Origin of the sequence: Neoroseomonas rubea (assembly GCF_016106015.1) — a bacterium.
In the GTDB taxonomy this organism is placed as follows: domain Bacteria; phylum Pseudomonadota; class Alphaproteobacteria; order Acetobacterales; family Acetobacteraceae; genus Neoroseomonas; species Neoroseomonas rubea.
In genome coordinates, this window is the sequence record NZ_JACADQ010000576.1 from 1 (window position 1) to 1,428 (window position 1,428).

The window sequence follows — 1,428 nt, forward strand, 5'->3', positions numbered from 1 at the left end:
CGCGGCTCGCCCGCGCCGCCGCCGCCCCGCGCGGCTTCTCGGTCCGCGCCGTCGCCGGGCGGCTCGGCGTCTCGGCGACCTATCTCTCGCTGGTGGAACGCGGCGCGCAGCGCCCGACCGAGCCCTTCCTCCGCGCGCTGGCCGCCGATCTCGGGCTGGAGCCGGAGGCGCTGCTGCCGCTCGCCGGACGGGTGGCGGAGGACGTGACCGCCGCTCTGATCGCCCGCCCCGCCTTGGCCGAGGCCGTCCGCGCCCTGCGCGACCTGCCCGAGGCCGAACTGACCCGCACCATCCGCCGCATCCGCGACGGCGAGTGGTAACCCTGGAAGGAGACCGCCATGGCGCTTGGCCTCGACCGCGACACGCTGATCTTCGACTTCCCCGAGGTGCATCGCGACGCCGTGCTGCGCGTCGAGTTCCAGCGCACGCTGCGCGTGCCGGACGACGGGCGGCGCCACAAGTTGCCGCCCGGCCTCGGCCGTTTCCCGGTGCGCGCGGTCGATGACCTCGACCCGGCGCGGCTGCCCGCGGGCTGGGCGCGGCGCGGCGGCGTCGCCATGCCGATGTGGCAGGCCGAGGCCTGCTGGCTGAGTTTTTCGTCCCCCGCCGGCTATCCGTTCCTCCTCAAGGTCGCCGCCGGCAAGGTGAACGCGGTGAACGGCCGGCCCTGGGACAACGCGCCCGACTTCGCCGACCAGGACTATGTGGAGGTGCCGGGCCAGCCCTGGCTCGACGGCTTCTGCGTGGAGAAGGGCGTGGTGCGGCAATTCGTCGCCATGCCGCTCGGGGATGGATACACGGCCGAGGAACAAGTGACCGGCGCGGCCGAGCATGGCGGGGTGCAGCTGCTCGCCCATCCGCTGAAGGCGGCGCTGTGGGAGGCGCGGCTGGAGGAACGGCGCAACCGGCCGCGCGTCTATGCGCTGATGCGGCCGGCCGCCGCGGGCGTCTCGATGGTCTGCGACATGGGCCTCGCCCCGGGCGGCTCGATCGTGCAGGACATCACGGTGGCCAAGGAGAAGCCGGAGGCCTGGGAGAGCTCCGCCCGCTCCCGCTGCTTCGTCCACCTGGCCAACAGCCTCGCTTGGCAGGCCATCGCGGGGGAGGCGCCGCCGACCGTCCCGCCGACAGCGGCCGACTATGCCCGCGCTGGCCTGCCCTGGTTCGAATGGTACGCGGAGGGGCCGGCGAAGGCGGGGTCCTCTCTCCTTGCCGGGCTGAAATCGGTCCTCGCCCTGGGCCGGGAGAAGGGCCGGGCGCCCCTGCCCGAGAATGAGGGCTTCGAGCCGCCCGAGCCCATCCGCCTCGGCCCCGCCGCGCGGGAACCGCTGGACGGGCGCTGGTAGCCGCGCGCCGGCCGGTCGCGCGCTACACGCGCGGCCGCGCCGTGATGGCCGAGGGCTCCGTGCGCGCGGCGACGGAGACGCG

Annotated in this window: 2 protein-coding genes; both read left to right on the forward strand. The window is 75.1% G+C overall.

Annotated elements, in window-relative coordinates; all coding sequences use genetic code 11:
- On the forward strand, positions 1–320 hold a 320-nt coding region (locus HW577_RS25005; protein WP_198378795.1), incomplete at its 5' end, for a helix-turn-helix domain-containing protein.
- Positions 321–338: 18 nt separating this feature from the next.
- Entirely contained in the window at positions 339–1,346 is a 1,008-nt protein-coding gene (locus HW577_RS25010) for a hypothetical protein (RefSeq protein ID WP_198378796.1), read from the forward strand.
- The last annotated feature ends 82 nt before the right edge of the window (positions 1,347–1,428 follow it).

Coding starts and splice junctions, on each gene's coding strand:
- HW577_RS25010 (WP_198378796.1), top strand. CDS start 339: ATGGCGCTTGGCCTCGACCGCGACACGCTGATCTTCGACTTCCCCGAG.